Raw genomic sequence first — 22,457 nt, 5'->3', positions numbered from 1 at the left:
ACGTGCTGTCGGCGGGCTTCTACGACGCCTACTACAACCGCGCGCGCAAGGTCCGCACGCTGATCAAGCGCGACTTCGAGACCGTGTTCGCCGAGGGCGTCGACGCAATCCTGACGCCGGCGACGCCGTCCTCGGCCTTCGCGCTGGGTCAGGAGGCGTCGGACCCGGTGCAGATGTATCTCAACGACGTGTTCACCGTGACGGTGAACCTTGCGGGCCTTCCGGGCGTTTCCGTGCCGGCGGGTGTCGACCGCAAGGGCCTGCCGCTGGGCCTGCAGCTGATCGGCCGGCCCTGGGAGGAGGGCGATCTGCTGAATACCGCCTACGCCCTCGAACGGGCCGCGGCATTTGTGGATAAACCCGCGAAATGGTGGTAGCGGACACGTCACGCGAGATTCAGGGGCTGACAATGCGCATTCTTCTACTTCCCGGGCTGATCGCCCTGACGCTTGCCGGTTGCACCACCGGCATGCCCGACAGCGGTGCCGGCGTGGGCTTCGGCGATTACGACGAATACGCCGCCCGCGAGGCCGAGCTGATGGGCGGCGTGCCCGCGGCGCCGGCGGTCGAGAGCGGCACGACGCTGGACGGTGGCACCGGTGGCGACGTAGTCAGCAACGCAGCCGGCATCTCGGCCGAGAACGACTTCGACGCGGTGAGCGAGGAGCGCGACATCGCGGCCGACGCCAACCTGATCGCGCGCAACCGCGAGCAGTACCGCGTCATCACGCCGACGGCCGTGCCGACGCGGCCGGGCTCGGACACGCCGAACATCGTCGAATACGCGCTGCGGACCGACAACCCGGTGGGCACGCAGATGTATCGCCGGCTGGGCATCCGCACCGCGGCGCGTCACCAGCGCGCCTGCGCGCAGTTCGCAAAGCCTGACCTCGCGCAAGAGGCGTTCCTGGCCGCCGGCGGTCCCGAGCGCGACCGCGAGAACCTGGACCCGGACGGCGACGGCTTTGCCTGCCGCTGGGATCCGACGCCGTTCCGGGCCGTCCGCGGCAGTTGAGGGGCGAGGCTTCGGCCATCGCCGCGCCGTCGCCGAATTTCGGTGACCGGCGCGACGGTGCCACGCCGGACATGATCGTGCTGCACTACACCGCGATGAAGGATGCGGTGTCGGCGCGCGACTGGCTCTGCAACCCCGAAAGCCAGGTCTCGGCGCATTACCTGATCGGCCGGGACGGCACGCTTTGGCAGATGGTCGACGAGGACGCGCGCGCCTGGCACGCCGGCGCGGGCGCCTGGGGCGCGTGCACGGACGTGAACTCGCGCTCGATCGGGATCGAGTTGGACAACACTGGCGCCGTGCCCTTTGCGGCGTCTTTGATGGACAGGCTCGAGGACCTGCTGCGCGGCGTCATGGGGCGCTGGCGGATCGAGCCCGCGCGCGTGGTCGCGCATTCCGACACGGCACCGGGGCGCAAGATCGACCCCGGCCGCCGCTTCGACTGGCGCCGGCTGGCGCGGTCGGGCCTGTGCGTCTGGCCCGAGGCGGGTGCGCCGGGCGATCCCTGGGTCGACCTGCACCGCATCGGCTATCGCTGGGCCAACGGGCAACGGGACGCGGTGCTGGAGGCGTTTCGATCGCGCTTCAGGCCCGAAGCGGCGGGCAGGGGCGGCGCGCCCGACGCCGTGGATGCGGCACTGGCGGCGGGGCTGGCCACACGGTTTCCCTGCAGCGATTGAGCGTTTGCGCGGGGCAGGGCGCGTTGACCCTTCTCAGGTTTGCGACGTAACTCTCACACACTCACCGAAGAAGCGCCGGCGCAGGACTGCCTGTCCCGGCGCCGGTGTGGCGCCGGGCGAAGGCGATGCTCAGGCGGTGGCCTTGCCGTAGACCTGCGCGATGCGGGCGACGGCCTGCTCGGGCGGCAGCTCCTCGGACCCGCCGGTGCGGCGGCTGGTCAGCTCGACCACGCCGTTCTTGAGGCCCCGCGGGCCGACGGTGATGCGCCACGGCAGGCCGATCAGGTCCATCGTCGCGAACTTTCCGCCGGCGCGTTCGTCGCGGTCGTCGTAGAGCGGGTCGAGCCCCAGCGCCACGAGACTGTCGTAGAGCGACTCGCACGCCGCGTCGGCCTCGGTGTCGCCCTGCTTGAGGTTGACGATGCCGCAATGGAAGGGTGTCACGCCCTCGGGCCATATGATGCCCTTATCGTCGTGGCTGGCCTCGATGATCGCGCCCAGCAGGCGCGACACGCCGATGCCGTGGCTGCCCATGTGCACGGGCACGGGCTTGCCATCGGGGCCCTGCACGGTGGCGCCCATCGGCTCGGAGTACTTGGTGCCGAAGTAGAAGATCTGCCCGACCTCGATGCCGCGCGCGGTGCGGCGGCGTTCCTCGGGGATCTGGTTGAACAGCGCCTCGTCGTGGGTTTCGTCGGTGCGGGCGTAGCGCGAGGTGAACTCGTCCAGCACTGCGCGGCACTGGGCGTGGTCGTCGTAGTCGATCTGGCGGTCGCCGAACTTCAGGTCGGTGATCTCGGAATCGTAGAACACCTCCGACTCGCCGGTTTCGGCGAGGACCAGGAATTCGTGCGTGTCGTCGCCGCCGATCGGGCCGGAGTCGGCGCGCATCGGGATCGCCTGCAGGCCCATGCGCTCGTAGGTGCGCAGGTAGCTGACCAGGTGACGGTTGTAGGCGTGCAGCGCGTCTTCCTTGGTGAGGTCGAAGTTGTAGCCGTCCTTCATCAGAAACTCGCGGCCCCGCATCACGCCGAAGCGCGGCCGGATCTCGTCCCGGAACTTCCACTGGATGTGGTAGAGCGTCAGCGGCAGGTCCTTGTAGCTGTTCACGTGGCTGCGGAAGATGTCGGTGATCAGCTCTTCGTTGGTGGGCCCGTACAGCATGTCGCGGTCGTGGCGGTCGGTGATGCGCAGCATCTCCTGGCCGTAATCGTCGTAGCGGCCGCTTTCGCGCCACAGGTCGGCCGATTGCAGCGTCGGCATCAGCATGGCGATGTGGCCGGCGCGGGCCTGTTCCTCGTGCACGATCGTCTCGATGTTGCGCAGCACCTTGTAGCCCAGCGGCAGCCACGAATAGATGCCGGCGCTGGCCTGCTTGATCATGCCGGCGCGCAGCATGTAGCGGTGGCTGACGATCTGCGCCTCGGACGGCGTTTCCTTGAGAACCGGCAGGAAATATCTCGACAGGCGCATGGGCTTCCTTTCGCGTCTCGGATGCGCGCCGGTTGTGGCGCAAGGGGTGTGGCTTGGCAAGGGATGCTCGGGCCTTGCGCGGGCTGCGCGTGCGGGCGATGAAGGGTGAAACGCAAGGAACCGATGCGATGGCGCTGCCCGTCCGGGAACAGCTGAAATACTGGGGCATCGCGCTGGCGGTGCTGGCCGTGGTGCTGTGGGTGCTGGGCGACGTGCTGCTGCCGTTCATCCTGGGCGGTGCCGTGGCCTACGCGCTGGACCCGCTGGCCGACCGGCTCGAACGGCTGGGTCTGAGCCGCGTGCTGTCGGTGGCGGTCATCACGGTGGGCGCGCTGATCCTGTTCGTGGTGATCGCGCTGGCGGTGGTGCCGGCGCTGGTGCAGCAGACCGTTCAGCTGGTCGAGCTTGCGCCGCAGCTGTTCCGCGACCTGCAGGCCTTCCTGAGCGAGCGCTTCCCCGAGGCGATGGACGAGGACAGTTCCGTCCGGGTGGCGCTGGTGGGGATCGGCGACACGATCCGCGAGCGCGGCGGCCAGCTGGTGCAGACGGCGCTGAGCTCGGCCGCATCGCTTCTTAGCGTGATCCTGCTGTTCGTGATCGTGCCGGTGGTGGCGATCTACATGCTGGTCGACTGGGACAACATGGTCGCCCGCGTGGACGAGCTGCTGCCGCGCGACCACGTGGACACGATCCGCCAGCTCGCGCGCGAGGTCGATGCGGTGCTGGCGGGTTTCGTGCGCGGCATGGGTTCGGTCAGCCTGGCGCTGGGCGTCTACTATGCCGTGGCGCTGTGGCTGGTGGGGCTGCAGTTCGGCCTGGTCGTGGGGGTGGTCGCGGGCATGCTGACCTTCATTCCATACGTGGGCGCCATCGTCGGCGGCGCGCTGGCGATCGGGCTGGCGCTGTTCCAGTTCTGGGGCGACTGGATCTGGATCGTCGTGGTCTGGGCGATCTTCCAGTCCGGCCAGTTCATCGAGGGCAACGTCCTGACGCCGCGCTGGGTCGGCGGCAGCGTCGGGCTGCACCCGGTCTGGCTGCTGCTGGCGCTGTCGGTGTTTGGCTCGCTCTTCGGCTTCGTCGGGCTGCTTGTTGCTGTGCCGCTGGCCGCCGCGCTGGGCGTGCTCGCGCGCTTCGTGGCCGGGCGCTACAAGGAGTCGCTGCTTTACGGGACCGAGGCGGATCGGCATCGCACCGACCGCGACCTGCCATGAGCGCCGTCCGCCAGCTGCCGCTTCCGCTGCCGGCGCGCACCGCGCTGGGACGAGAGGATTTCTTCGTCTCGCCGGCGAACGCCATGGCGGTGGCGATGATCGAGGCGTGGCCCACCTGGGCGTCGCGCAAATGCGTGCTGACCGGCCCCGAGGGCGCGGGCAAGTCGCACCTGGCGCATGTCTGGGCGGCGCAGAGCGGCGCGCGCATCGTTCCCGGCGACACGCTGGCCGGGGCGGACATCGCAGCGCTGGCGGCCACGTCGGTCTGCGTCGAGGATGCCGACCGCATCGCCGGCGACGAGGCGGCCGAGGCCGCGCTGTTCCACCTGCACAACCTCGTGCTGGCCGAGGGGCACGCGCTGCTGCTGACGGCGCGGCGGGCGCCGAACCACTGGCCGCTGGCGCTGCCCGACCTGAAAAGCCGCATGCTGGGCACGCAGGCCGTCGCCCTGCCGGAACCGGACGACACGCTGCTGGCGGCGCTGCTGGCCAAGCTCTTTGCCGACCGGCAGACGGTGCCCGTGGGCGATGTGATCCCCTACCTGCTGACGCGCATGCCGCGCAGCTACCGCGCCGCGCAGGCCATCGTCGAGGCGCTGGACAGCGCCGCGCTGGCGCGCAAGGGGGCGATCACGCGCCCGCTGGCGATGCGCGTCCTGGAAACGCTTGAAGAAGGGCGAAACGATGGCGCACCCTGAGCACATGCGTCACGAAACCGTTGCGTCGGGGCCCGACAACCCCGCCATGACCAAGGCCGATTTCCTGAAGTCGCCGCTTCCGCCGGCGACCGCGCTCGAGGACCTGGACCTGTCTGGGCCCGCGCGCTTCGTCAACCGCGAGCTGTCGTGGCTCGGGTTCAACTGGCGCGTGCTCGAGGAGGCCGAGAACACCCGCGTGCCGCTGCTCGAGCGGCTGCGCTTCCTGTCGATCTCGTCGGCGAACCTCGACGAGTTCTACACCGTCCGTGTCGCGGGCCTGCGCGAGCTGGCGCAGGCGGGCAACACCAGCCCGGCCGACGACGGGCTGACCCCGGCGCAGCAGCTTGACCTGATCGACGCCGAGGCGCGCCGCCTGATGGCCTCGCAGCAGCGCGTCCTGAGCGAGCTGCGCGCGCTGATGACCGAGCAGGGAATCACCATCGCGCGGCGCGACGAGTTGACCGAGTCGGACCGCGCCTTTCTGGCCGAGGCGTTCCTGGCGCAGGTCTTCCCGGTGCTGTCGCCGCTGGCGATCGACCCGGCGCACCCGTTCCCGTTCATCGCCAGCATGGGCTACTGCCTGGCGCTGCAGCTCGAACGCGTCCGGGACGGGCGCGGGTTGCAGGCGCTGCTGCCGATCCCGGCGCAGATCGATCGCTTCATGGAGCTGCCCGCCGAGAAGGGCGAGAACCGCTTCATCCTGCTGGAAGACGTGCTGCTGCTGCACATCGACAGCCTGTTTCCCGGCTACCAGGTGAAGGACCATTTCGGCTTTCGCGTGCTGCGCGACAGCGACATCGAGGTCGAGGAAGAGGCCGAGGACCTCGTGCGCGAGTTCGAGGTCGCGCTGAAGCGCCGCCGCCGCGGCGAGGTGGTGCGCCTTACCGTCTCGCGCGGCGCGCCCCCGGGCCTGCGCAAGATCGTCATGCGCGAGCTGCACGTGAACGAGGACGAGGTGATCGAACTCGACGGCATGCTGGGAGCGGCGGATCTCAAGGAACTGGTGCTCGAATCCCGCCCCGACTTGCTGTGGCCCAGCTTCACGCCCCGCGTGCCCGAGCGCGTGCAGGACCACGAGGGCGACATGTTCGCCGCCATAGCGCAGAAGGACATGCTGCTGCACCACCCCTACGAGACCTTCGACATGGTGGTGCGCTTCCTCAGCCGCGCGGCGCGCGACCCGAACGTGGTGGCGATCAAGCAGACGCTCTACCGCACCTCGCGCAACTCGCCCATCGTCGAGGCGCTGTGCGAGGCGGCCGAGGACGGCAAATCGGTCACCGCGCTGGTCGAGCTGAAGGCCCGCTTCGACGAGGCCGCCAATATCCGCCAATCCCGCCGGCTGGAGCGCGCGGGCGCCCACGTGGTCTACGGCTTCCTCGACTGGAAGACGCACGCCAAGATCAGCCAGGTCGTCCGGCGCGAGGGCAACAGGCTGGTGACCTACACCCATTGGGGCACCGGCAACTACCATCCCATTACCGCCAAGATCTACACCGACCTGTCGTTCTTCACGTGCGACCCGGCGCTGGGGCGCGACGCGGCGAAGATCTTCAACTACCTCAGCGGCTACGCGATGCCGGCGGGACTGGAGAACCTCTACATCTCGCCGCACAGCCTGAAGCAGGGGATGCTGGACCTGATCGCCGCCGAGGCCGAGCATGCCCGGGCGGGCCGGCCGGCGCAGATCTGGATCAAGCTGAATTCGCTGATCGAATCGGACATGATCGACGCGCTCTATGCCGCCAGCCAGGCGGGCGTGCGGATCGACTGCGTGATCCGCGGCATCTGCGGGCTGCGGCCCGGCGTGAAGGGCCTGTCCGAGAACATCCGCGTCAAGTCGATCGTCGGGCGCTACCTCGAACATTCGCGCATCATCTGCTTCGGCAACGGCCACGGGCTGCCGCATCCCAAGGCGCGCGTGTTCCTGTCCTCGGCCGACTGGATGGGGCGCAACCTCAACCGCCGGGTCGAGACCGGGGTCGAGATCCACAATCCCACCGTCAAGGCGCAGATCGTCAGCCAGATCATGGCCGCGAACCTCGCCGATACCGCGCAAAGCTGGGTCATGGCGCCCGAGGGGCATTTCACGCGCGAGCCGGTGCCCGAAGGCGTCTTCGCCTTCAACTGCCACCGCTTCTTCATGGAGAACCCGTCGCTGTCGGGCCGCGGGTCGGCCGGCGCGGCGGACGTGCCGAAGCTGACCCATACCGAGGATTGAGGACGGTGGATCGAGGCGGGCAGGCCGGTTGACCCTGCGGCCCCGGGCGATCGGGCGATTGACCCCGCCGCCCGGTCGGTTCTACCAATGACGCGCCCAAGGGGGGATGACGACGTGGACGGCGACACCACCACCGAACCGGACTGGGGCCCGTTCGGGCGACCGCTCTTCGACGATCCCTCGGCCCGCGCGCTGAGCCGGGTGGGCGTGGTCGACATCGGCTCGAACTCGGTCCGGCTGGTCGTCTTCGACGGGGCGGCGCGCAGCCCGGCGTATTTCTACAACGAGAAGATCATGTGCGCGCTGGGCGCCGGCATGGCCGAGACCGGCCGCCTGAACCCCGAGGGACGCGAACGCGCGCTGGCCGCGCTGAAACGCTTTCGCCTGCTGTCGCGCAGCATGGCGCTGCCGCCGCTGACCGTGGTCGCGACCGCCGCCATGCGTGACGCCGAGGACGGGCCGGAATTCCGCAAGCAGCTGGAATCTGAGACCGGGCTGAAGATCCACGTCATCGACGGCGAGGAAGAGGCGCGACTGTCGGCGCAGGGCGTGCTGCTGGGCTGGCCGGGCAGCTACGGGCTGGTCTGCGACATCGGCGGCTCGTCCATGGAGCTGGCCGAGATCCACGGCGGCCGCGTCGGCAAGCGCATGACCTCGGCGCTGGGGCCGCTGAAGTTCAAGGACATCGAGGGCGGCAAGAAGGCGCGCGAGAAGTACATCCGCAAGGAGATGCAGCCGCTGGCCGACCACATGGGCGCCCAGCGCGACCGGCTGTTCCTCGTGGGCGGCAGCTGGCGCGCCATCGCGCGCATCGACATGGAGCGGCGCGGCTACCCGCTGCACGTGCTGCACGAATACCGGATGGACGCCGACGCCGTGCGCGACACCGTGGCCTATATCGAGGCCGCGGACCTCGAGGCGCTGCGCGGCGCGTGCAGCCTGTCGTCGTCGCGGATGGCGCTGGTGCCCTACGCCTCCGAGGTGCTCAGCCAGCTGATCGAGACGTTCCAGCCCAAGGATATCGCGATCTCGTCCTACGGGATCCGGGAGGGCCTGCTGTTCGAGCAGATGCCGCAGGAGCTGCGCGACCGCGACCCGCTGATCGAATCCTGCCGCTTCGCCGAGAAGAAGGATGCCCGCATGCCGGGCTTCGGACGGACGCTCTATCACTTCGTGCTGCCGCTGTTTCCCGACGCGCAACCCGCGCAGATGCGCCTGATGCGCGCCGCCTGCCTGCTGCACGACGTCAGCTGGCGCGCGCATCCCGACTACCGCGCCGAGGTGTGCTTCGACTACGCGACGCGCGCCAACCTGGGCGGGCTGAAGCACCACGAACGCATCTGGCTAGGCCTCGCGCTGCTGCACCGCTACCGCAACAAGCGCGCGGGCACCCGGTTCGAGGAGCTTTACGACCTGCTGCCGGCCGAGGCCCAGACCGAGGCCGAGGTGCTGGGCAAGGCGATGCGCTTCGGCGCGATGCTGTGGTCGGTGGATGCCGGGCAGAAGAACGCGCGGCTGGACTGGCAGCCGGGGCAGGGCAGGCTGCGGCTGCACCTGACGGAAGAGCTCGCGCCGCTCTACGGCGAGGTCACGCAGGCGCGGTTCAAGTCGCTCGCCTCGGCGCTGGGCGCCGGCGATTACGGGCTGGAGGTCGAGCCCTAGAGCTCGATCTCGCCGGTGTCGGGATCGGGCTCGATCTCGGCGTCGGGTTCGTCCTCGGGGACGGGGTCGAGCGGCTCGCGCCGGCGGATCAGGATGTCGCCGTTGGGCAGGATCTCGGGGGCGGCGTAGACCGACCAGTCCTCGACCTCGGTCATCAGGTCGCGGAAGGCGGGGCCCATCTCGGTCACGAAGTCGCGCAGCGCGGGGCGCATCTGCTCGGTCATGCCCTGAAGGCCCTCGATCGCGGGCTCCATCTCTCCCATCAGGCCGCGGAAGAAGGTGCGCGCGCCTTCCTCCATCAGCCGGAAGCTCTCCGAATCGTCCTCGGACGGCGCGGGCTGGTCCTGCAGCGGCTCCTGCGCGGCCAGGGGTGCTGCGGACAGAAGCAGGGTCAGGGCGAAGGCGTTGATGCGTGTCATGACCATCAAGATAGGCACGCAGGGCGCGCGCGCAAACCCTCAGGCGGCCTTGCGCGAGATTTCTTCCCAGGCGCGGTTGATGTCGATCATACGCTTCTCGGACAGCTTGACCGCCTCGGGGGGCACGCCCCGGGCGATCATCGCGTCGGGATGGCTTTCGCGCACCAGCCCGCGCCAGGCCTTGCGGATCTCGGGCAGGGGCGTGTCGGGATCGACGCCCAGCACCGCGTAGGGGTCGGGTCGCGCATCGGCCACGAAACGCGCGCGCAGCCGGGCAAAGCGCGTCGCGTCCAGTCCGAAGATCGTCGCCACGCGCTCCAGGAAGGCGTCCTCGTCGGGGTGGTAGTCGCCGTCCGCGGTGGCGATGTGGAACAGCCCCTCGAGCAAGTCGCACAGCGTCTCGGTCCGCTCGCCGAACATGGCGCGGATGCGCTGCGCGTATTCCTCGAACCCGGCCACGTCCTGGCGGGCGAGGTTGAACACCCGTGCGGCGCCACGCTCGTCCTCGGGGGGGATATGGAACACTTCGCGGAAGGCGGTCACCTCGGCGCGCGTCACCTGGCCGTCGGCCTTGGCCATCTTGGCCGAAAGCGCGATCACCGCGATGGTGAACGCGACCGAGCGTTCGGGCGGCGTGCGCAGCCGTTCGAAGATCGACGCAAGGCTTTCGCCGTTGCGCAGCGCCTCGATCGCGTCGGTGATGCGGGTCCAGATCGACATGGATATAGTCTAGGCCAGAGCGCTGCGGATGTCAGCGCGGGGACGACAGGAATTTCTGCATCAGCACAAGATCCATCCAGCGGTCGAACTTGCGCCCCACCTGCGGCAGGCGCGCCACCTCGACGAAGCCCAGCGCCGCGTGAAACGCCATGCCCGACGGGTTCTCGCCGCTGATCCCGGCCCAGAGCGAATGCACGCCCTCGGCCCGGGCCGCATTCTCGAGCGCTGCCATCAGCGCGCGCCCCAGCCCCCGGCCGCGCCCCTCGGGCGCCAGCTGGATCGAGTGTTCCTTGGTGAAGGCGTAGCCCGGCCCGCCGCGGAACGGAAAGTAGGTGGCGAAGCCCAGCACGCGGCCGGTGTCCTCGGCCACCTGGAAGGCGGGTCCGCGCGCGGCGATGTCGGCCTGAAGGCCTGAAACGGTCTTTCGTTCGGTGGTGAAGGTGACGGCGGTGTCGTCGATCACCACGTTCCAGATCGCGGCGATGGCCTCGGCATCCTCGGGCCGGGCGGGGCGGATCGTCATGTCAGGGTCACCGTGCCGGCGGGGGTGGCGATGGTGACGCGCAGGGCGGGCGCGCCGGTCTCGAAGCTGACCGTGCCGGGGGCCATGTGCGGCGCCAGCAGGTCGCGCAGCGCCTCGGCCTCGGGATGCGACACCGTGAGGGCTTCGAGCGTCAGGCCCGGCGCGGCGAGCGTCTTGCCCGGCGGCACCGGGCTGCGCCACTCGATCAGCGCCGGGAACAGCCCGTCGAAAGGCAACAGCCCGTCCTCGGGCACCGCCATGGTCCAGGCGAGATCGCCGCGTTCCAGCCGCACCGGGGCGCCGGCCATCGGCAGCGCGCGCAGCGCCGCGTCCATGTCGGGGCAGCGCAGCACCCACTTGTCCAGCCGCGGCGCGCCCGCGAAGTGGTCCAGCCCGAACCAGCGCGCGCCCTTCGGCGGCGCCAGCGTCGGGTCGATCGCGATCGCCTCGAGGTACAGCGCGGGCGCGAGGCCCAGCAGGCGGTTGTGCGTGCCGTAGCGTTCGTGCTGGCCTCCGGGCACCATCGGCACGCCCAGCGCGCGTTCGACATGCGCCGCCGCCTCGTCCAGCGTTTCGCCCAGCACCGCGAAGTGATCCAGTTCCAGCATCCCGCACACCTTCTGCCCCTGCACGGCGCGAATTATGGGCGGCAGAGCGGGACTTGGCCAGTACCCGCGCGCGGATCGCGCGGGTGTGCGTCACGGCGCGGACGAAACAGGCGCGGTCAGAGGCCGCGCGCCTCGCGGATCAGCGTCAGGATGTTCTGCGCGGCCTCTGGGATGTTGGTCCCGGGGCCGAAGATCGCCTTCACGCCGGCCTGCTTGAGGAAGTCGTAATCCTGCTGCGGGATCACTCCGCCGCAGATCACCAGGATATCCTCGGCGCCCTGGTCCTTCAGCGCCTCGACCAGCTGCGGCGCCAGCGTCCGGTGCCCGGCCGCCTGGCTCGAGATGCCGATCACGTGCACGTCGTTGTCGATGGCGTCCTGCGCGGCCTCTTCCGGTGTCTGGAACAGCGGGCCGACGTCGACGTCGAAGCCGATGTCGGCGAAGGCCGTGGCGATCACCTTGGCGCCGCGGTCGTGGCCGTCCTGGCCCATCTTGACCACCAGCATGCGCGGGCGGCGCCCCTCGGCCTCGGCGAAATCCTCGACCGACTTCTGGATCGCGGCAAAGCCCTCGTCGCCCTCGTAGGCGGCGCCGTAGACGCCGGCGAGCGTCTTCACCTCGGCCCTGTGCCGGCCGAACACCTTTTCCATCGCCATGCTGATCTCTCCTACCGTGGCGCGGGCGCGCGCCGCCTCGACCGCCGCCTCGAGCAGGTTCCCGCCCTCGGCCGCGCGCTTTTCCAGGTCCGCCAGCGCCGCGTCGCAGGCGGACTGGTCGCGGGTCGCGCGGATGCGCTCCAGCGCCTTGACCTGCCCCTCGCGCACCTTGGCGTTGTCGATCGACAGGATGTCGAGGTCGTCCTCTTTCGCGAGGCGATACTTGTTCACGCCGACGATCACGTCGCGGCCGCGGTCGATGTCGGCCTGCCGGCGGGCGGCGGTCTCCTCGATGCGCAGCTTGGGCATGCCGGATTCGACGGCCTTGGTCATGCCGCCCATCTCGTCCACTTCCTCGATCAGCGCCCAGGCCTCCTCGGCCAGCTGGTGGGTCAGCGTCTCGACGTAGTACGAGCCCGCCAGCGGATCGACGACCTTGGTGACGCCCGTCTCCTCCTGCAGGATCAGCTGCGTGTTGCGCGCGATGCGGGCGGAGAAATCGGTGGGCAGGGCCATCGCCTCGTCCAGCGCGTTGGTGTGCAGGCTCTGCGTGCCGCCCAGCACCGCGCTCATCGCCTCGTAGGCGGTGCGGATGACGTTGTTGTACGGATCCTGCTCGGCCAGGCTGACGCCGCTCGTCTGGCAATGCGTGCGCAGCATCTTCGACTTGGTGTCCTTGGCGCCAAGCTCGGTCATGATGCGGTGCCACAGCATCCGCGCGGCGCGCAGCTTGGCCACCTCCATGAAGAAGTTCTTGCCGATCGCGAAGAAGAAGCTCAGTCGCCCGGCGAAGCGGTCCACGTCCATGCCGCGCGCCATCGCCGTCTTCACGTATTCCTTGCCGTCGGCCAGCGTGTAGGCCAGCTCCTGCACCAGGTTCGCGCCGGCCTCCTGCATGTGGTAGCCGCTGATCGAGATCGAGTTGAAGCGCGGCATCTCGTTCATCGTGTACTCGATGATGTCGGCGATGATCCGCATCGAGGGCTCGGGCGGGTACACGTAGGTGTTCCGAACCATGAATTCCTTCAGGATGTCGTTCTGGATCGTGCCCGACAGCTGCGCACGGTCGACGCCCTGTTCCTCGCCGGTGACGATGAAGTTGGCCATGATCGGGATCACCGCGCCGTTCATCGTCATCGACACGCTGATCTGGTCCAGCGGGATGCCGTCGAACAGGATCTTCATGTCCTCGACGCTGTCGATCGCGACGCCCGCCTTGCCCACGTCGCCCACAACGCGCGGGTGGTCGCTGTCATAGCCGCGGTGCGTGGCCAGGTCGAAGGCCACCGAAACGCCCTGCTGGCCGGCATCCAGCGCGCGGCGGTAGAAGGCGTTGCTTTCCTCGGCGGTCGAGAAGCCGGCATATTGCCGGATCGTCCAGGGCCGGCCGGTATACATCGTGGACCGCACGCCGCGGGTGAACGGCTCGTCCCCCGGCAGGCTGCCCAGGTGCGGCAGGCCCTCGGTGTCCGCCTCGGTATAGAGCGGCTTGACGTCGATGCCTTCCAGCGTGTGCCAGGTCAGGTCGTCGACCGGGCGGCCGCGCAGTTCCTTCTCGGCGCGGGCGCGCCAGTCCTTGGGCAGATCGGTCATGCTGTCGTCCCTTCCGTCCTGCGCGCTCCGGAGGTTGCTCCGGATGCCGGCGACTTAACTTTTTCGTGGCTCGACCGGCACCTAACCTGTGCAGGCATGCGCGCCGGGCTTATATTCCAAGACATGAAATCATTTGCGACATGCGCCGCCCTGGCGGCTTTTCTCGCGGCCGCGACCATGGCCCTGGGACAGACACCCGCCACGGAGGGACCGGCGCCCGACACCGCGACCGTTCCAGCGGCCGAGGACGATCCCGGCCCCGAGACCGGGATCGACCCGATGTCCGAAACGACCGGCCCGATCCTCGAGGCCGACCAGACCACGCTGGAAGAATGGCTGTGGATCCGCCGGCCGCTTGTGGTCTTCGCCGACAGCCCCGCCGATCCGCGATACGTGCAGCAGATGCAGTTCATCACCGAACGCCTCGACGCGCTGGTCGACCGCGACGTGGTGGTCATCACCGACACCGATCCCTCGGCGCGATCCTCGGTGCGGACCAAACTGCGGGCGCGGGGCTTCATGCTGGCGATCCTGGCCAAGGACGGCACCATCGTCGCGCGCAAGCCGTCGCCCTGGTCGGTGCGCGAGATCTCGCGCTCGATCGACAAGCTGCCGCTGCGCCAGCAGGAGGTCCGCGACCGCCGCGCCGCCACGAACTGACGGCGCGCGCCGGGGGCGGTGACGACCGCGCGCGGCACGGCTATTCGAACTCCATGATGACGTCGTCCACCGCCAGGCTGTCGCCGGGGCCGGCGTTGATCTTCGCCACCACGCCCTTGCGCTCGGCGCGCAGGATGTTCTCCATCTTCATCGCCTCGACGGTGCACAGGGCCTGACCTTCCTGCACCTCGTCGCCCTCGGCCACGTCGACCTTCACGATCAGGCCGGGCATCGGGCAAAGCAGCATCTTCGAGGTGTCGGGTGGCACCTTCTCGGGCATCAGGGCGGCCAGTTCCGCCTGGCGCGGCGTGCGCACGTGCACTTTCAGGTCGGCGCCGCGGGTGCGCAGGCGGAAGCCCTGCGTGATCTTGTCGACCTTCAGCACCAGCGGCGCGCCATCCACAGTCATGCGCGCCAGCCGGTCGCCGGGGGTCCAGTCCCCCTCGACCCGCATCGCGGCGCCGGTCGAGAAGGTGACGGTCGTGCCATCGCGGTCGGCAGCGGTGGCGACCTCGAAGCGGTCGCCCTGCGCCTCGACCACCCACTCGGTGCCGACCTTGCGTTCGTGGTTGTCGAGCGTGCCCGAGATGCGCGCGCGCCGGATCTCGGCCACGCGGTTCATAGCCGCCGCGGCCGCCGCCACGCGCCGCAGCGCGGTGTCGTCCAGCGTCACGCCGTCGAAGCCCTCGGGCCATTCCTCGGCGATGAAGGCGGTGGTCATCGTGCCGTCGACGAATTTCGGATGGTCCATCACCGCCGACAGGAACGGTAGGTTGTGCCCGATGCCTTCCACCTCGAACGCGTCTAGTGCTGTGCGCATGGTCTCGATCGCCTGCGCCCGCGTCGGCGCCCAGGTGCACAGCTTGGCGATCATCGGGTCGTAGTACATGCTGATCTCGCCGCCCTCGTAGACGCCGGTATCGTTGCGCACGGTGCCCGCGCCCATCGCGCCTTCGGCCGGGGGGCGGTAGCGCGTCAGCCGCCCGATCGAGGGCAGGAAGTTGCGGTACGGGTCCTCGGCGTAGAGACGGTTCTCGATCGCCCAGCCGTTGATGGTCAGGTCGTCCTGCCCGAAGGGCAGCGCCTCGCCGTTCGCGACGCGGATCATCTGCTCGACCAGGTCGATGCCGGTGATCATCTCGGTCACCGGGTGTTCGACCTGAAGCCGCGTGTTCATCTCGAGGAAGTAGAAGTTCCGCTCGCCGTCGACGATGAACTCGACCGTGCCGGCGCTGGTGTAGCCGACGGCCTGCGCCAGCGCGACGGCCTGCTCGCCCATCGCCTTGCGCGTCGCCTCGTCCAGGAAGGGCGAAGGCGCCTCTTCCACGACCTTCTGGTTGCGCCGCTGGATCGAGCATTCGCGTTCGTGAAGGTAGACGCAGTTGCCATGCTGGTCGGCCAGCACCTGGATTTCGATATGGCGCGGCTGCGTGACGAACTTCTCGATGAAGATCCGGTCGTCGCCGAAGGAACTCGCCGCCTCGTTCTTCGACGACTGGAAGCCCTCGCGCGCCTCCGCGTCGGACCAGGCGATGCGCATGCCCTTGCCGCCGCCGCCGGCGCTGGCCTTGATCATCACCGGATAGCCGATCTCGCCCGCGATCTTCACCGCCTCGTCGGCGTCCTCGATCAGGCCCATGTAGCCGGGGACCGTGTTCACGCCCGCTTCCTGAGCGAGCTTCTTGCTGGTGATCTTGTCGCCCATCGCCTCGATCGCCTTCACCGGCGGGCCGACGAAAGCGACGCCCGCGGCCTCCAGCGCCTGGGCGAACTTCGGGTTCTCGGACAGGAAGCCGTAGCCGGGATGCACCGCCTGCGCGCCCGACGCCTTGATCGCCTCCATCACCCTGTCGATGACGATGTAGGACTGGTTGGCGGGCGGCGGGCCGATATGGATCGCCTCGTCGGCCATCTCGACATGCAGCGCGTTGCGGTCCGCGTCGGAATACAGCGCGACCGTGGTGATCCCCATGCGCCGGGCGGTCTTGATGACGCGGCAGGCGATCTCGCCGCGGTTGGCGATCAGGATCTTGTCGAACATGGCCGTCCCTTTTCCGGATTTCTTGCGCCCCGGCCCCCGGCCGGCGCGAGACGTGAAAAGGCCGCCCGCGGAGAGGTCTCCGGGGCGGCCCAGGTCGAAGGTGAACGCGCTGCGGCGGCCGGCGTGCGGCCGGGACGCGCTACCGCATCTGCGTGATCAGCGGTCCGCGCACAGACGCGGCGTGAGGTCGTCGCAGACCACGCCGGCCGCGCCGCCGAGGGCCGCGCCGGTCGCCACGTCGTTGCCGGTCGCCGCAGCGGATGCGGCGCCGACGCCGGCGCCCAGGGCGCCGCGTTCCAGGTCGGTGCCTTCGCAGGCCGCCAGGCCGATGCAGGACGCCAGGGCGAAAGTGAGAGTCGCGATACGCATAGAGAAAGCTCCATTGATTGCATGCGGCCGCGCAGACGCGACCGGAACCGCCGGCATAACGCATTTTCCGGACGGCCGGTTCCCCTGTCGCACGCGCCGGACGCGCCCTCGGCAGAAAACCGCCCGCCGCTCGCGATCGTGCCGTCGGGCGTCATGCGTCGTCTCCGAACATCTCGGGGAAGGCCACGCGCGCCGCGGTCTCGTCGATGACGAGGAGGGCCTCGTAGCTTTCGGGATCGAACGGGTCGTCGACTGGCAGAACCTCGCGCCCGAACAGCCACGACAGGCGGCCGGCGTCGAGGTTGCCGCGTTCGAACGGCTGGTCGCCGAACGCCTCCCACAACGCAGCCATGAACGCGGCGTCGGCGCGACGGTCGGCGGGCCGCCGGTCGCGGTAGCGTTCGCGCCTGACGAGGGGTGTCGCCCCCTTCGGGTTCGCGCGCCTGATGGTGAACTGGAAATCCGATCCCGGCATGCGGCCGGGAAATCCGCGATGCTTCAGCATGCCGTTCTCCGGTTGGGCCGGGACGTCTGGTGAAGCTGCGTCCGGGCCGACAAGGGTGCGGCGGGACGCATGGGGGCCGCGCAACGTGCCGCGCGGCGGGCAGGGAGGTCGGGGACGGACCCTGCGGCCCGTCCCGCGATGATCTTACTTGTACTTGCCGGTGTAGACCGGCTCGACGCTGATCGGCTCGGGATCGACGACGACGACTTCTTCTTCCTGCTGGCCGCAGGCTGCGATACCGGCAACGAGGCCGAGGGCTGCAAGCAGTTTGATGCTCTTGGACATCTTTGTCTCCTGTCTAATGCGTCTCCGCCCGGCTCACGGAAGCACCGCGCCCGGGCTTGCGACGGGGTAACGATCGCATGGGTGCAATCGGTTCCAAAAATATCCAACGTCTTGAGCGAAATATATGGGGTCGCAAGAGATGAGCGGCGCTGTGACACGATTGCCATATCCGGGCCGCTTTTTTCGCCCCTGCCTACCACGTATAGCGGTTTCACGAATTTTTCGCCTACATGCAGTAGGTTATCCGGACTGCCCGGAATTTTTTTCGCGGTTTTGGAACCCTCGAACGCGGTGTCCGGGGCGGTGCGCGCACCCGGAGCCTGCGTCGCGATCCGGTGCATTTCGGCTGCAGGCCGGCGGGTCACGTCGCGCTTGATGCCGCAAGGCGGGCAGCCCCGACCCCGTTTCCGGGCTCCTCCTGTCGGGGCTGCCGCGCGCCCGGCCTCGGCTCGGGCGCTTTTAACCGGTCGGGGCGCCGTCATGCCGCACCCCTGGACGCGCAGGCAATCCAGCGCGTCCGCAATCTCGGATCGTTCAGAAGGGCCACCAGCCGCGCCTGTATGGCGGGCGGGACGGGCGTCGAGGTCCGACCACCCGCGATGAGGCTGAGTCCGGTATCCGTTGCGTCAACTTGTACCACCGGTGAAAAACCGCGCAAGCGCTGAAACGTGCGCCAGACGTCCTGTCGCACGTGGTGCGCCAGTCGCACCGCACGCAACGGCGGGAATTCCGCGCGGGCGGCGACGTCGAAGCGCGGCGGCCAGTGTCGGGCCAGCACAGTTTGCCCGCCGTCGCGGTGCAGGTACCAGCCGCGCACGCGGTCGGGAGCTGGCGGGAATTCGGTCACGGCGGTGCTCACAGCGGAATGTTGTCGTGCTTCTTCCACGGCATGCTGCGGCGCTTGTTGCGCAGCATGGCGAAGGCGCGCGACACCCTGCGGCGTGTCGAGCGGGGCTGGATCACCTCGTCGATGAAGCCGCGCTCGGCCGCGATGAACGGGTTGGCGAATCGCTCCTCGTATTCCTGGGCGTGCGCCGCGATCTTGTCCGGATCGCCCAGGTCGGCGCGGTGGATGATCTCGGCCGCGCCCTTGGCGCCCATCACCGCGATCTGCGCCGTGGGCCAGGCATAGTTCACGTCCGCGCGCAGGTGCTTGGACGCCATCACGTCGTAGGCGCCGCCATAGGCCTTGCGCGTGATCACCGTCACCTTCGGCACCGTCGCCTCGCCGTAGGCGAAGAGCAGCTTCGCGCCGTGCTTGATCACGCCGTTGAACTCCTGCCCCGTGCCGGGCAGGAAGCCGGGCACGTCCACCAGCGTCAGGATCGGGATCTCGAACGCGTCGCAGAACCGCACGAAGCGCGCGGCCTTGCGGCTGCTGTCGATGTCCAGAACGCCCGCCAGCACCATCGGCTGGTTGGCCACCACGCCCACGGTCCGGCCCTCCAGCCGGATGAAGCCGGTGACGATGTTCTTGGCGAACTCTTCCTGGATCTCGTAGAAATCGCCCTCGTCCGCGACCTTGGTGATCAGTTCCTTCATGTCGTAGGGCTGGTTCGGGCTTTCGGGGATCAGCGTGTCGAGACTGGTCTCGACCCGCTCGACCTCGTCGAAGAAGGGCCGCACCGGCGGCTTCTCGCGGTTGTTGAGCGGCAGGAAATCGACCAGCCGGCGCACCTCGGCCAGCGCCTCGACGTCGTTCTCGAAGGCGCCGTCTGCGACTGACGATTTGCGCGTATGGGTGACGGCGCCGCCCAGTTCCTCGGCGGTGACCTGTTCGTTCGTGACGGTCTTCACCACGTCGGGGCCGGTGACGAACATGTAGCTGCTGTCCTTCACCATGAAGATGAAGTCGGTCATCGCCGGCGAATAGACCGCGCCGCCCGCGCAGGGCCCCATGATGACGCTGATCTGCGGGATCACGCCCGACGCCTCGACGTTGCGCTGGAAGATCTCGGCATAGCCCGCAAGGCTGTCGACACCCTCCTGGATGCGCGCGCCGCCCGAATCGTTCAGACCGATGACGGGCGCGCCGTTCTGCATCGCCATGTCCATGACCTTGCAGATCTTCCTGGCGTGCGTCTCGCTGACCGATCCGCCGAGCACGGTGAAATCCTGGCTGAAGACATAGACCATGCGGCCGTTGATCGTGCCCCAGCCGGTGACGACGCCGTCGCCGTAGGGGCGGTTCTTCTCCATCCCGAAATCGGTGCAGCGGTGGGCGACGAACATGTCGTATTCCTCGAAGCTGCCCTCGTCGAGCAGCAGCTCCAGCCGCTCGCGCGCCGTCAGCTTGCCCTTCGCGTGCTGGACATCGAGCCGTTTCTGCCCGCCGCCCAGCCGCGCCTGGCCGCGCCGGTTCTCGAGCTCCTGCAGGATGTCCTTCATGCGCGTCCTCCGCCCTGTCGCGGCGCCGGAAGGGGCCACCGCGGCTGGCACCATACGACACGGGGGGCACGTCTCAAGTCAAATCGGGCAAATTTGCAAAACATGAAGAGGGCGCGCCGGCGAAATCGCAAATCCGCAAATCGCGCGCGTGGCGGCGCCCGGCAGATGGACAATGCATCGGCACAAGCCTAATTCGGTTGCCATGAACAGCGCTGTCAAGGTCCGCTTTCTGGACCGCTCCACCCCGCCGCATATCGCCACGCTGATCTTCATGTCCGGCCTCTCGGCGCTGGCCATGAACATCTTCCTGCCGTCGCTGCCGCAGATGACCGAGTATTTCGAGACCGATTACCAGCTGATGCAGCTGTCGGTGGCGGTCTACCTCGGCGTGAACGCGGTGCTGCAGATCGTCGTGGGCCCGCTGTCGGACAAGCTGGGCCGCCGGCCGATGGTGCTGGGCGGGATCGCGCTCTTCTGCCTCGCCACGCTGGGCTGCCTGCTGGCGACCAACGTCTGGGTCTTCCTCGCCTTCCGCATGTGCCAGGCGGTGATCGTCGTCGCCATGGTGCTCAGCCGCGCGATCGTGCGCGACATGGTTCCGCAGGACCAGGCGGCCTCGATGATCGGCTACGTCACAATGGGCATGGCCGTGGTGCCGATGATCGGCCCCGCGATCGGCGGCGTGCTCGACCAGATCGCGGGCTGGCAGGCCAGCTTCTGGATGCTGCTCGCGCTGGGGCTGGGCCTGTTCTGGCTGTGCTGGCGCGACCAGGGCGAGACGGCGACCGTCAGCGGGCTCTCGCTCGGCCGGCAGTTCAGCCAGTACCCCGAGCTTTTCCGCGCGCCGCGCTTCTGGGGCTACGCACTGGCCGCGGCCTTCGCGTCGGGTGCCTTCTTCTCGTATCTCGGCGGCGCGCCCTTCGTGGGCTCGGTGGTCTTCGGCCTCGACCCCGCGACGCTGGGCATCTACTTCGGTGCGCCGGCGGTGGGCTACTTCCTCGGCAACTGGGCGTCGGGGCGCTACTCGGCCCGCTACGGCGTCAACCGGATGGTGCTGGTCGGCGCGATCATCGTCACCAGCGGGCTTGTGCTGGCGCTTCTGGTCTTCGCGCTGGGCTTCAAGACGCCGCTGACCTTCTTCGGCTTCATGACCTTCGTGGGCCTGGGCAATGGCATGACGATCCCCAACGCCACCGCCGGCATGCTGTCGGTGCGCCCGCACCTCGCGGGCACGGCCTCGGGCCTCGGCGGCGCGATCATGATCGGCGGCGGCGCGGGCCTGTCGGCCTTCGCCGGCGTGATCCTGCAGCCGGGCACCGGCGCCTGGCCGCTGCTGTGGCTGATGCTGTCCACCTCGGTGGCCGGCGTCGCCGCCATCAGCTTCGTCATCTGGCGCGAGCGGCAGCTTCAGGGGCTGGACACCGCCTGAGCGGTTTGCAAAAGTCGCGATCGACGCTGCGAACCCGCAAAGGCCCGCCATGCCCGCACCCAAGCTCTACGCCGGCGCCAAGCTGCGCGACCTGCGTACCCGGCTGGGCCTGACGCAGAAGGACTTCGCGGCCAAGCTGGGCGTGTCGCTGCCCTATCTGAACCAGATGGAGAACAACAACCGCCCCGTCAGCACGACGGTGGTGCTGGGGCTGGCGCAGGAATTCGGCTTCGACGTCACCGAACTGGGCTCGGGCGAGGCCGAGCGCATGGTCACCGACATGCGCGAGGCGCTGGCCGACCCCGTCTTCAACGAAACGCCCGGCACCGCCGACCTGCGGCTGGCCGCGTCGAACGCGCCGGCGCTGGCGCGCGCCTTCCTCGAGCTGCACCGCGCCTACCGCCAGACGCACGAACGCCTCGCCTCGCTGGACGAGGCGCTCGGCCGCGACGGCGCGCAGCTCCAGCCCAGCCCTTGGGAAGAGGTGCGCGACTTCTTCCACTATTGCGACAACTACATCGACGCGGTCGACCGCGCGGCCGAGCGCACGGCGCAGGGCTTCGGCGACCGCGACCCCATCGCGGCGGCGACCGAGAAACTGGCGCGCCACGGCATCACCGTCCGGGTCGAACGCACCGCCCCCCTGCGCGTGCTCGACGCGGCGCGCGGCACGCTGACCCTCTCGGCGCTGTCGCCGCCCGAGACGCGGCGCTTCCAGCTGCTGGTGCAGCTCGCCTTGGTGACCCAGGCGCCGCTACTGGGGGCAACCCTGGACCTCGCCCGCTTCCAGACCGACGAGGCGCGCCAGATCGCGCTTCTGGGGCTGGCCAACTACTTCGCCGGCGCCGTGGCGATGCCCTACGCCGCGTTCCTCGCCGCCGCGCGCGACACCCGCCACGATCTCGAACTGCTGGCCGCCCGCTTCGGCGCCTCGATCGAACAGGTCGCCCACCGGCTCTCGACGCTGCAGCGGCCCGGCGCCAAGGGCATCCCGTTCTTCTTCGTGCGGGTCGACCAGGCCGGCACGATCACCAAGCGTCACTCGGCCACGCGGCTGCAATTCGCCCGCTACGGCGGTGCCTGTCCCTTGTGGAACGTGCACCGCGCCTTCGAGACGCCGGGCCGCTTCCTGCGCCAGCTGGCCGAAACCCCCGACGGTGTGCGCTACATCAGCCTCGCGCGCGACGTCTCGAAACCCGGTGGACATTTCGGCGCCCCGGTGCGCCGCTACGCCTTCGCGCTCGGGTGCGAGACGCGGCACGCGGCGCAGATCGTCTACGCCGACGGGCTGGACCTGCAAA

22 protein-coding genes are annotated in these 22,457 nt (G+C 69.0%); 10 read left to right on the top strand and 12 right to left on the bottom strand.

What is annotated here, in order from left to right:
* The 3 genes from ACFDTC_RS12765 to ACFDTC_RS12755 form a co-directional block, all read left to right on the top strand.
* Positions 1–377, top strand: a 377-nt coding sequence (locus tag ACFDTC_RS12765; RefSeq protein WP_375259262.1) for an amidase family protein, incomplete at its 5' end; no start/stop codon positions are given.
* A gap of 32 nt (positions 378–409) precedes the next feature.
* Positions 410–1,015 (top strand): hypothetical protein, encoded by a 606-nt coding sequence (locus tag ACFDTC_RS12760; protein ID WP_375259261.1) that lies wholly within the window; start codon positions 410–412, stop codon positions 1,013–1,015.
* 71 nt (positions 1,016–1,086) lie between these two features.
* On the top strand, positions 1,087–1,695 hold the full coding sequence (locus ACFDTC_RS12755) for an N-acetylmuramoyl-L-alanine amidase (RefSeq protein WP_375259260.1): 609 nt from the start codon (positions 1,087–1,089) through the stop codon (positions 1,693–1,695).
* A gap of 129 nt (positions 1,696–1,824) precedes the next feature.
* On the opposite strand, the gene proS is transcribed toward ACFDTC_RS12755, so the two are convergent.
* Positions 1,825–3,168 (bottom strand): proline--tRNA ligase, encoded by a 1,344-nt coding sequence (gene proS / locus ACFDTC_RS12750; protein ID WP_375259259.1) that lies wholly within the window; start codon positions 3,166–3,168, stop codon positions 1,825–1,827.
* Between the two features lie 128 nt (positions 3,169–3,296).
* Between proS and ACFDTC_RS12745 the strand changes: the two genes are divergently transcribed.
* From ACFDTC_RS12745 to ACFDTC_RS12730, 4 genes are all read left to right on the top strand, one after another.
* A complete protein-coding gene (locus tag ACFDTC_RS12745; protein WP_375259258.1) occupies positions 3,297–4,379 on the top strand; it encodes an AI-2E family transporter in 1,083 nt (360 codons plus the stop codon).
* On the top strand, positions 4,376–5,077 hold the full coding sequence (locus ACFDTC_RS12740; RefSeq protein ID WP_375259257.1) for a chromosomal replication initiator DnaA: 702 nt from the start codon (positions 4,376–4,378) through the stop codon (positions 5,075–5,077). Before ACFDTC_RS12745 ends, ACFDTC_RS12740 begins: the two co-directional genes overlap by 4 nt.
* A 46-nt stretch (positions 5,078–5,123) precedes the next feature.
* Entirely contained in the window at positions 5,124–7,298 is a 2,175-nt protein-coding gene (locus ACFDTC_RS12735; RefSeq protein ID WP_375259264.1) for an RNA degradosome polyphosphate kinase, read from the top strand.
* Between the two features lie 87 nt (positions 7,299–7,385).
* Positions 7,386–8,960: a Ppx/GppA family phosphatase gene (locus tag ACFDTC_RS12730; RefSeq protein WP_375259256.1), complete on the top strand. Its 1,575-nt coding sequence runs from the start codon at positions 7,386–7,388 to the stop codon at positions 8,958–8,960.
* Here ACFDTC_RS12730 and ACFDTC_RS12725 read toward each other — a convergent pair.
* The 5 genes from ACFDTC_RS12725 to scpA all read right to left on the bottom strand — a co-directional run bounded on the left by ACFDTC_RS12725 (position 8,957) and on the right by scpA (position 13,479).
* Positions 8,957–9,379 carry a hypothetical protein gene (locus ACFDTC_RS12725; RefSeq protein ID WP_375259255.1) on the bottom strand — a complete coding sequence of 141 codons (423 nt, stop codon included), beginning with the start codon at positions 9,377–9,379 and terminating at the stop codon, positions 8,957–8,959. The two genes, ACFDTC_RS12730 and ACFDTC_RS12725, sit on opposite strands and share 4 nt — an antisense overlap.
* 39 nt (positions 9,380–9,418) lie before the next feature.
* Positions 9,419–10,099 carry a TerB family tellurite resistance protein gene (locus ACFDTC_RS12720; RefSeq protein WP_375259254.1) on the bottom strand — a complete coding sequence of 227 codons (681 nt, stop codon included), beginning with the start codon at positions 10,097–10,099 and terminating at the stop codon, positions 9,419–9,421.
* A 31-nt stretch (positions 10,100–10,130) separates the two neighbouring features.
* Positions 10,131–10,622, bottom strand: coding sequence for a GNAT family N-acetyltransferase (locus ACFDTC_RS12715; protein WP_375259253.1), 492 nt, complete (start codon positions 10,620–10,622; stop codon positions 10,131–10,133).
* Complete coding sequence (locus ACFDTC_RS12710) at positions 10,619–11,230, bottom strand: VOC family protein (RefSeq protein WP_375259252.1); 612 nt, start codon at positions 11,228–11,230, stop codon at positions 10,619–10,621. Before ACFDTC_RS12710 ends, ACFDTC_RS12715 begins: the two co-directional genes overlap by 4 nt.
* 116 nt (positions 11,231–11,346) lie before the next feature.
* Positions 11,347–13,479 carry a methylmalonyl-CoA mutase gene (gene scpA / locus ACFDTC_RS12705; protein WP_375259251.1) on the bottom strand — a complete coding sequence of 711 codons (2,133 nt, stop codon included), beginning with the start codon at positions 13,477–13,479 and terminating at the stop codon, positions 11,347–11,349.
* 279 nt (positions 13,480–13,758) lie between these two features.
* On the opposite strand from scpA, the gene ACFDTC_RS12700 reads away from it, so the two are divergent.
* Positions 13,759–14,139, top strand: a complete 381-nt coding sequence (locus tag ACFDTC_RS12700) for a DUF4174 domain-containing protein (RefSeq protein WP_375259263.1) — start codon at positions 13,759–13,761, stop codon at positions 14,137–14,139.
* A gap of 40 nt (positions 14,140–14,179) precedes the next feature.
* Here the strand turns inward: ACFDTC_RS12700 and ACFDTC_RS12695 are convergent, their stop codons facing one another.
* The 6 genes from ACFDTC_RS12695 to ACFDTC_RS12670 all read right to left on the bottom strand — a co-directional run bounded on the left by ACFDTC_RS12695 (position 14,180) and on the right by ACFDTC_RS12670 (position 19,727).
* Positions 14,180–16,180 (bottom strand): acetyl-CoA carboxylase biotin carboxylase subunit, encoded by a 2,001-nt coding sequence (locus ACFDTC_RS12695; protein ID WP_375259250.1) that lies wholly within the window; start codon positions 16,178–16,180, stop codon positions 14,180–14,182.
* 156 nt (positions 16,181–16,336) lie between these two features.
* Positions 16,337–16,549: a hypothetical protein gene (locus tag ACFDTC_RS12690; protein ID WP_375259249.1), complete on the bottom strand. Its 213-nt coding sequence runs from the start codon at positions 16,547–16,549 to the stop codon at positions 16,337–16,339.
* A 151-nt stretch (positions 16,550–16,700) separates the two neighbouring features.
* Entirely contained in the window at positions 16,701–17,054 is a 354-nt protein-coding gene (locus ACFDTC_RS12685; RefSeq protein WP_375259248.1) for a hypothetical protein, read from the bottom strand.
* Positions 17,055–17,198: 144 nt separating this feature from the next.
* Positions 17,199–17,339, bottom strand: a complete 141-nt coding sequence (locus ACFDTC_RS12680) for a hypothetical protein (RefSeq protein ID WP_375259247.1) — start codon at positions 17,337–17,339, stop codon at positions 17,199–17,201.
* Between the two features lie 478 nt (positions 17,340–17,817).
* A complete protein-coding gene (locus ACFDTC_RS12675) occupies positions 17,818–18,198 on the bottom strand; it encodes a hypothetical protein (RefSeq protein WP_375259246.1) in 381 nt (126 codons plus the stop codon).
* Entirely contained in the window at positions 18,195–19,727 is a 1,533-nt protein-coding gene (locus ACFDTC_RS12670; RefSeq protein WP_375259245.1) for an acyl-CoA carboxylase subunit beta, read from the bottom strand. The genes ACFDTC_RS12675 and ACFDTC_RS12670 overlap by 4 nt, the downstream gene beginning before the upstream one ends.
* A gap of 202 nt (positions 19,728–19,929) precedes the next feature.
* Between ACFDTC_RS12670 and ACFDTC_RS12665 the strand changes: the two genes are divergently transcribed.
* Together ACFDTC_RS12665 and ACFDTC_RS12660 are read left to right on the top strand one after the other, a co-directional pair.
* Entirely contained in the window at positions 19,930–21,156 is a 1,227-nt protein-coding gene (locus ACFDTC_RS12665) for a multidrug effflux MFS transporter (RefSeq protein WP_375259244.1), read from the top strand.
* A 49-nt stretch (positions 21,157–21,205) separates the two neighbouring features.
* A partial coding sequence (locus ACFDTC_RS12660; protein ID WP_375259243.1) for a short-chain fatty acyl-CoA regulator family protein occupies positions 21,206–22,457 on the top strand: 1,252 nt, incomplete at its 3' end.

The sequence above is a fragment of the Citreimonas sp. genome (assembly GCF_042096055.1).
In the GTDB taxonomy this organism is placed as follows: Bacteria; Pseudomonadota; Alphaproteobacteria; order Rhodobacterales; family Rhodobacteraceae; genus Citreimonas.
Note: the sequence above shows the minus strand (reverse complement) of the source record. Positions and strands in the feature narration are given on the sequence as shown.